A 7,939-nucleotide genomic window follows, 5' to 3' on the forward strand; every position below is an offset into this window, starting at 1 on the left:
GTGTCAGGGGCCGGCACTCGCAAGCAGAAAATCACGGAACCCGTCACATTTTTTGCATACACCGAATTCACCCCATGATATTAACAACTTAACAATCCGCACAGAGGACAAAGGCAGGCCGATCATCGCCGATTACACCGTCTCTGGGCAGCAAGACGCAAGATTTCCGGTGACTCGGATTCGATATCGGGTAGGCTTCGCCACTTTTCAGCAGGGAGTCCGGGCAAATTCGCCCGAAACAGACGCCCGTCAGCGTCTCTTTCGCGCCAGAAACGGCAGGCGCAGGGCGAGCAGCACCAGACTCGCCGCCATGTAGAGGATCGGCTCAAGCTGGAAGCCCTTCACCAGGATGACGAAGTGCAGGGCGCCGAGGATTGCCACCGCGTAGACCAGCTTGTGCAACTGCCGCCAGCGACGCCCCAACTTGCGGATCGACCAGGTGTTCGAGGTCAGGGCCAGGGGCAGCATCAGAACCAGCCCCCCCATGCCGATGGTGATATAGGGACGTTTGACGATATCGGCCCAGATCTGGCTGAGGAACTGCACGTCGTAGTACATCCATACCAGCATGTGCAGCGTGATGTAGAAGAAGGTCAGCAGGCCAAGTGCCCGGCGGAACTTCAGCAGCGAAATCCCGGTCACCGTGCGCAGTGGCGTGACCGTCAGCGTGGCGATGATCAGCCAGAGGCCCCAGAGGCCCATCTGGTGCTCCATCTCCTTGACCGGATCGACGCCCAGCCGATCCGTCAGCGCCGCCCAGTAGAGCCAGGCAGGCGGCAGCGCCCCCAGTACATAGAGAGGCCAGGACGGCACCCGGCGCAGAACCCGGTTCACCGGATCCGCCAACGAGCGCTGCACATGGGTCGGAAGGGCGATCACCGACATCAGTAGTTCTTCGACAGGTCGAGGCCGGAATAGAGAGAGGCGACCTCTTCCCCGTAGCCGTTGAACATGTCGGTTTCCCGACGCGAGCGCAGCCCACCGCCGATCACCCGTTCCGTGGCCTGGGACCAGCGCGGGTGGCTGACCTCGGGGTTCACGTTGGAATAGAAGCCGTACTCGCGGTGGTTGGCGTCCTTCCAGCTGGTGAAGGGCATCTCTTCCTGCAGGGTGATGCGGACGATCGACTTGATCGACTTGAAGCCGTACTTCCACGGCACCACCAGGCGCAGCGGGGCGCCGTTCTGGTTCGGCAGGTCCTTCCCGTAGACGCCGGTCGCCAGAAGGGTCAGCGGATGCATCGCCTCATCCAGACGCAGGCCTTCGCGGTAGGGCCAGTCCAGCACGGGGCGCGACACGCCGCGCATCTCGTCCGGGCGCAGCGCGGTCTCGAAGGCGACGTATTTCGCCCCGGACTGCACGCCGACCTCGTTCAGCAGCGCGCGCAGTTCAAAGCCGTTCCAGGGGATCACCATCGACCAGGCCTCGACGCAGCGCAGCCGGTAGAGGCGCTCTTCGATCTGCTTGCCCTTCAGGATGTCTTCCAGCCCGTAGGTGCCGGGTTTGTCGACCATGCCGTTGATCTCGACCGACCAGGGCGCGGTGGTCAGCGCCGAGGCGTAGCGGGCCGGATCTTCCTTGCCGGTGCCGAACTCGTAGTAGTTGTTGTAGTTGGAGATATCCTCGAAGCTGTTCGGCTTCAGGCCCTCGGGCGCAGCGGCGGCCGGTCCGGCCCCGAAGACCCCCAGCCCCGCCAGCCCCGCCAGCCCAAGACCGGCAACGCCGGCGCCCGCGATCAGGCTTCGGCGGTTCATGTAGACGGACTCGGGCGTCACGTCGTTCTCTGTCAGCTTGCCGTTCCAGTTGCGTTTCATCGCTGCCTCCTCTCGGCGTTTCCAAAGAGGTAGCAGCGCAGGCGCCTTCGGCAAAATGATGCCTGGTCACACCTGCGGGAATAGCCTGAAACATTCCGGCAGGGGGACCGGAACGCTCAGGCGTCCGGCGCCTCGACCGGGCTCTCGTCGGTGCGGCTGGCCTGCGGCGTCTCATGCGACGGACCCGTCGACGGCCTGAGCTTGCGCAGCACGACAGAGTTGCCGTCCGCCTGCACCAGCCGCACGTGGCGGCGACGCATCTGGCGCGGTTCGGCGACGCCGACCGAATGGGCGATCATCTCGACTTCGCTGATCACCGAGCGGGCGTAGTTCGACACGCCCTTGTACTTCTTCTGCACCACCAGCCCGCGCTGCAGGTGCGGGTCATGGGTGGTGATGCCGGTCGGGCAGGTGTTCTTGTTGCACTTCAGCGCCTGGATGCAGCCCATCGAGAACATGAACCCCCGGGCCGAGACGACAAAGTCGGCGCCCGCGCAGATGGCAAAGGCCACGTCGGCCGGGTTCACCAGCTTGCCCGAAGCGATGATGCGGATGCGGTCCTTGAGGCCATAGCGGTCGCGCATGTCGACGATGCGCAGCAGCGCCTCGCGCAGCGGCATCCCCACCAGGTCCATCAGCGGCATCGGCGCGGCGCCGGTGCCGCCCTCGCCGCCGTCGATGGTGATGAAGTCGGGCGCGCTCTCGGGACCGCGCGCCAGGATCATCTCGAAGAATTCCTCGTAGGCATCGGACGAGCCGATGACCGTCTTGAACCCCACCGGCTTGCCGCTGACCTCGCGGATGTGGTGGATCATGTCCAGCAGGTCGGCGAAGTCGTCGATCTCGCGGTGACGGTTGGGGCTGATGGCATCGCGCCCCATGGGCACGCCGCGAATCTCGGACACCTCCTGGTCGACCTTGGCGGCAGGCAGGATGCCCCCCTTGCCGGGCTTGGCGCCCTGGGCCAGCTTCAGCTCGAACATCCTGACCTGCGGCTTGGCGGCCATGGCGCGCAGCTTCTCGTCGCTGAGGTTGCCGTCATGGTCGCGCACCCCGAACTTGGCGGTGCCGATCTGATAGACCAGGTCGCAACCGCCCTCGAGGTGATAGGGCGACAGGCCGCCCTCGCCGGTGTTCAGCCAGATATTGGCATCCTTCGCCCCCATCGACAGCGCCTCGATGGCCGGGCGCGACATGGCGCCATAGGACATGCCAGAGATATTGAAGATCGAGGGCGCGTCATAGGGGTGGCGCGCATGGGGGCCGATCTGCATCGGCTTGGTCGCGGCGAACTGGTCGTCCAGCGGCGGGAAGACCGCGTTGACGAAGATCGGCGTGCCCGGGATCGACAGGTTGCGGGTCGAGCCGAAGGCCAGCGTGTTCCCCTTGCCCTTGGACGAATGGTAGACCCAGTCGCGCTGCGCCCGGTTGAAGGGCATCTCCTCGCGATCCATCGCGAAGAAGTACTGGCGGAAGAACTCGCCCAGCTTGGTGAAAAGCCCCCGGAAGCGCCCGATCACCGGATAGTTGCGACGGATGGCGTCCTCGCGCTGACTGAGGTCCAGCAGGAACATGGCCAGCACGGCCAGGGCCGTCAGCCCGATCGCCATGACGAAGATGAAAACAAGCCATTCGACGATGGGTGCAATGAAATCCATTTGGGTCTTCTCTCTTGCCAGAGCTGCCTGCGCGCACCTTGGCGAAGCCCCGAAGCAGCCGCAACCGCCTTTAGCGCTCACCTGCCCGAACTCTGTCATGCGGCTCCCGCGGCCCCGGACGCCCCCCCCTGCGCCCCGGAGAGGACGGGCGCTTCCCCGTCTCTCTCCGACCGGCGCCTCACGGCGGATGGAGACGCGGCGCACTTGCAGCCCCCGAGCGGACAAAGAGGCCCTTGGCCTGATCCGATGGCGAGAAATACTGCGGGGAGTCTCCGCAGGAGACGGGGCAGAGCCCCTGCCCCTTGCTCCGCCCCGCGCCAAGAGGCAGGAAGAGCAAAAAGGATCCCCCATGCGCGTCTATCTTGCCGGCCCCGATGTGTTCCACCCCGAAGCCCTGGCGCTCGGAGAGAAAAAGAAGCAGATTTGCCGCGACCTCGGGCTGGATCCCGTCTTCCCGCTCGACGAAGTCGTGCCGCCCGAGGGCCGCACCCCCGCCCGGCACGGGCTGGCCATCGCCGAGAAGGACTTCCGCCTGGCCCGCTCCTGCGCGGCCGCGCTGGTCAACCTGACGCCCTTCCACGGCCCCTCGATGGATGTCGGCACGGCGGTCGAGCTTGGCTTCATGGCGGCCCTCGGTCATCGCCTCGTCGGCTATTCCACCGACCCGCGCCCCTTCGGAGCCCGCGTCGCCGCGAGCTATGGCACGACCGAGGGAGAGCGCCGCCCGACCACCCCCGACGGCTATTCCATCGAGCCCTTCGGCCTGACAGACAACCTGATGGTGGATGGTGCGATCCACGATGGCGGCGGGCGGGTCTTCCTGCCCGAAAGCCCCCTGCCCTTCGAGGACCTGACGGTCTTCCGTCAGGCCGCCGAGGCCCTCGCCGCCAGCGCCTGAGGCAGCCGGCGCAGCATCAGCGCCACGATGACCCGATGCGCCAGGCCCACCGGCAGCATGTAGAGACGGCCAAAGAGATTGTGCACCCGCACCGAGGAGGTGACGGTCACGACAGGCCCGGTCCCGCATCCTGGCTCCAGCGACAGGCAGGTCATCACGTCCAGGTGCCTGTCGCGCTCGGTCAGCACCAGCAGATCGGGGCGCACCTCTTCCACCAGAAAGAAGTCCAGGTGATCTCCCGCCGCGACCTTGTCCACCCCGGCGCCGGAGAAGCCACCGATGCGTTTCACGCCGAAGCAGGCCGAGATCGCGTCGCGAAGACGGAAGGCCAGCGCCATGCCGGGTAGCGGCTGCGCCATCATGGCGGTCCAGACCTCCAGTGCGGTCAGCGGCGGGGTGCCCGTCGGCAGGGCCAGGCTGCGGTGATGCAGGAAGGTCAGTGCGCCACGGGGGGCGACCAGCGGGACATCGGCAAGGGCGACCATGGCTCTCTCCTCTATTGGCGCGAGAAAAGCGCAGATTGGCAGGAGGCGCCCCGCGACAGATTGCCTTGGGCCCCGGTGCCCCGGGCGTGACGGTGGGTTGCACCCACCCTACGGTCGGGGCGGATGGCGGGACCTCAGGACAAAGGTTTCAGGGCAGACTTCTGGGGGCGGACCGCGCCACCCGCGTAGGGTGGATGCCAATCCACCTTCCCCGCCCACCCCGGGCCGCGCTGTCAGGCCCCGGGGCGCACCAGCGGCACCTTGAAGCTGTAGTCGAAATCCGCAAAGCCGGTGCCTTCGAAGCTCATCAGCCACCGGCTTTCGACCCCCAGCATCACGCCACCCGCACCATCCGGTGCAAAGTCCAGCCGGGTGACATCCACCGGGTTGTGACAGCCGAAGAAGTAGACGGAGCCGTCGATATAGCCATCCTCGGGATTGCGGGGGAACGCCAGGCTGCGCCCGATCAGGCCGGCAAGGTCATCCGTGCCCAGCTCGACGCCATCGCCGCGGAAGGGGTTTTCGAAGGCCAGCGCGACCGGCTGCTCCTCGGGACCCTCGGGCGCCAGGGTGATCTGGAAGCGGGCGAAGTCGATCACCAGCGACCAGTCATTGCCCTGCCCGCTCAGGCGGGCGGCAAGGGGGCGCAGGGCATCGGCGGGAAAGGGCTGCATGGGATACCTCGGCAAGACAACCGCGACAGGCGGCCTGCCAGTCATGACAGAGCGCCGGTAAAAGGGAAGCCACGAAGAAGGGGCAGCCGAAGCCGCCCCTCCTGTTTGCCATCCGGCACGCTCAGTGCAGCGTGGCCTCTTCCGGCGCATCGCGGCCCGAGGTGCCGACCCGGTCGCCGATCATCAGCCCTTCTGGGCCTGCGGTCACCGGGACCACCGCACCGTCGCGGATCTCGCCGCCCAGGATCGCCTCGGCCAGCGGATCCTGCAGGGCGCGCTGGATCACCCGTTTCAGCGGACGCGCACCGAAAACCGGATCATAGCCCTCGTCGGCCAGCCACTTGCGGGCGTCCCCGTCCAGCTCCAGCCGGATCTTCCGACCCGCAAGACGCTTCTCGAGGCGGCCAAGCTGGATTTCGACGATCCCGCCCATGTCGGCCCGGCCCAACCGGTCGAAGACGATGATCTCGTCCAGCCGGTTCAGGAACTCGGGGCGGAAGTGGGCCCGCACCGCATCCATCACGTTGCGCTTGGCATCCGAGGCGTCGGCCCCGTCCGGCAGCTGGCTCAGCGCCTGGGCGCCGAGGTTCGAGGTCAGCACGATCAGCGTCTGTTTGAAGTCCACCCGGCGGCCCTGGCCATCGGTCAGCACACCATCGTCCAGCACCTGCAACAGCACGTTGAAGACATCCGGATGCGCCTTCTCGACCTCGTCGAACAGCACCACCTGGTAGGGACGCCGCCGCACGGCCTCGGTCAGCACGCCGCCCTCGTCATAGCCGACATAGCCCGGAGGGGCGCCGATCAGACGGGCGACCGAGTGTTTCTCCATGAACTCGCTCATGTCGATCCGCACCATGGCGTTGTCGTCGTCGAACAGGAACTCGGCCACCGCCTTGGTCAGCTCGGTCTTGCCGACGCCGGTCGGGCCGAGGAACAGGAAGCTGCCCAGGGGCCGCCCCTCGTCGTTCAGCCCGGCACGGGCCCGGCGCACCGCATTGGCCACGGCGCGGACAGCGGCGTTCTGGCCGATGACCCGCTTGTGCAGACCATCCTCCATGCGCAGAAGCTTCTCGCGCTCGCCCTCCAGCATCTTCGCCGTCGGGATGCCGGTCCAGCGTTCCACGACCTGGGCGATCTGCTCGGGGCGCACCGCCTCTTCGACCATGACGCCGCCTTCGGCCTCGGCGGCCTCGGCCTCTCCCAGCTGTTTCTCAAGCTGCGGGATGATGCCATAGGCCAGCTCACCGGCGCGGCCCAGGTCGCCCTGGCGCTTGGCGATGTCCAGGTCGGCACGGGCGCGGTCCAGCTGTTCCTTCAGCTCACGCGCGCCAGCCAGCTTGTCGCGCTCGGCCTGCCAGCGGGCCGTCATGGCGTCGGCCTTCTCCTGCAGGTCGCCCAACTCCTTCTCGAGCGTCTCCAGCCGGTCCTTGGACGCCGCATCGTCTTCCTTCTTCAGCGCCTCGGCCTCGATCTGCATCTGCAGGATCTGACGGTCGAGCTGGTCCAGTTCCTCGGGCTTACTGTCCACTTCCATGCGCAGACGGCTTGCGGCCTCATCCACCAGGTCGATGGCCTTGTCGGGCAGGAAGCGGTCGGTGATATAGCGGTTCGACAGCGTCGCCGCCGCGACCAGCGCCGAGTCCGAGATCCGCACGCCGTGGTGCAGCTCGTACTTCTCCTTGATGCCACGCAGGATCGAAATCGTGTCCTCGACCGAGGGCTCGGCCACCATCACCGGTTGGAAACGCCGCGCCAGCGCCGCGTCCTTCTCGACGTACTTGCGGTACTCGTCCAGCGTCGTGGCGCCGATGCAGTGCAGCTCGCCCCGCGCCAGAGCGGGCTTGATCAGGTTGGCCGCATCCATGGCGCCATCGGTCTTGCCGGCGCCGACGAGGGTGTGCATCTCGTCGATGAACAGGATGATTTCCCCGGCGGCGGTCTCGATTTCCGACAGGATGGACTTCAGCCGCTCCTCGAACTCGCCCCGGTATTTCGCACCGGCGATCAGCGCACCCATGTCCAGCGCCAGAAGACGCTTGTTCTTCAGGCTTTCCGGCACGTCGCCGTTGATGATGCGCAGGGCCAGACCTTCCGCGATGGCGGTCTTGCCCGTACCGGGTTCACCGATCAGCACCGGGTTGTTCTTGGTCCGCCGGGACAGCACCTGCATGGCGCGGCGGATCTCGTCGTCACGGCCGATGATCGGGTCGATCTTGCCTTCCTCGGCGGCCTTGGTCAGGTCGCGGGCGTATTTCTCCAGCGCCTCGAAGGTATCTTCGGCGCTTGCCGTGTCGGCGGTGCGGCCCTTGCGGATCTCGTTGATCGCGGCGTTCAGCTTCTGCGCCGAAACGCCGCCGGCCTCCAGCGCCGTCTTGGCACCGGATTTCACCAGCGCAAGCGCGGTCAG

7 protein-coding genes are annotated in these 7,939 nt (G+C 66.5%); 1 reads left to right on the forward strand and 6 read right to left on the reverse strand.

The window, feature by feature from the left end:
• Positions 1–249: 249 nt before the first annotated feature.
• From msrQ to OS124_RS0106625, 3 genes are all read right to left on the reverse strand, one after another.
• Positions 250–885, reverse strand: coding sequence for a protein-methionine-sulfoxide reductase heme-binding subunit MsrQ (gene msrQ / locus OS124_RS0106615; protein WP_010138635.1), 636 nt, complete (start codon positions 883–885; stop codon positions 250–252).
• Positions 885–1,814 (reverse strand): protein-methionine-sulfoxide reductase catalytic subunit MsrP, encoded by a 930-nt coding sequence (msrP, locus tag OS124_RS0106620; protein WP_010138636.1) that lies wholly within the window; start codon positions 1,812–1,814, stop codon positions 885–887. Before msrP ends, msrQ begins: the two co-directional genes overlap by 1 nt.
• A gap of 116 nt (positions 1,815–1,930) precedes the next feature.
• On the reverse strand, positions 1,931–3,472 hold the full coding sequence (locus tag OS124_RS0106625) for an FMN-binding glutamate synthase family protein (RefSeq protein WP_010138637.1): 1,542 nt from the start codon (positions 3,470–3,472) through the stop codon (positions 1,931–1,933).
• 349 nt (positions 3,473–3,821) lie between these two features.
• On the opposite strand from OS124_RS0106625, the gene OS124_RS27340 reads away from it, so the two are divergent.
• Positions 3,822–4,370, forward strand: coding sequence for a nucleoside 2-deoxyribosyltransferase (locus tag OS124_RS27340; protein ID WP_010138639.1), 549 nt, complete (start codon positions 3,822–3,824; stop codon positions 4,368–4,370).
• Here OS124_RS27340 and OS124_RS0106635 read toward each other — a convergent pair.
• The 3 genes from OS124_RS0106635 to clpB all read right to left on the reverse strand — a co-directional run.
• Complete coding sequence (locus OS124_RS0106635) at positions 4,337–4,855, reverse strand: DUF2867 domain-containing protein (protein ID WP_010138640.1); 519 nt, start codon at positions 4,853–4,855, stop codon at positions 4,337–4,339. The genes OS124_RS27340 and OS124_RS0106635 overlap by 34 nt on opposite strands.
• A gap of 233 nt (positions 4,856–5,088) precedes the next feature.
• Positions 5,089–5,529 carry a hypothetical protein gene (locus OS124_RS0106640; protein ID WP_010138641.1) on the reverse strand — a complete coding sequence of 147 codons (441 nt, stop codon included), beginning with the start codon at positions 5,527–5,529 and terminating at the stop codon, positions 5,089–5,091.
• Between the two features lie 121 nt (positions 5,530–5,650).
• The coding region (clpB, locus tag OS124_RS0106645; RefSeq protein ID WP_029375234.1) for an ATP-dependent chaperone ClpB at positions 5,651–7,939 on the reverse strand (2,289 nt) is incomplete at its 5' end.

Origin of the sequence: Oceanicola sp. S124 (genome assembly GCF_000220565.1) — a bacterium.
Taxonomy (GTDB): Bacteria; Pseudomonadota; Alphaproteobacteria; order Rhodobacterales; family Rhodobacteraceae; genus Pseudooceanicola.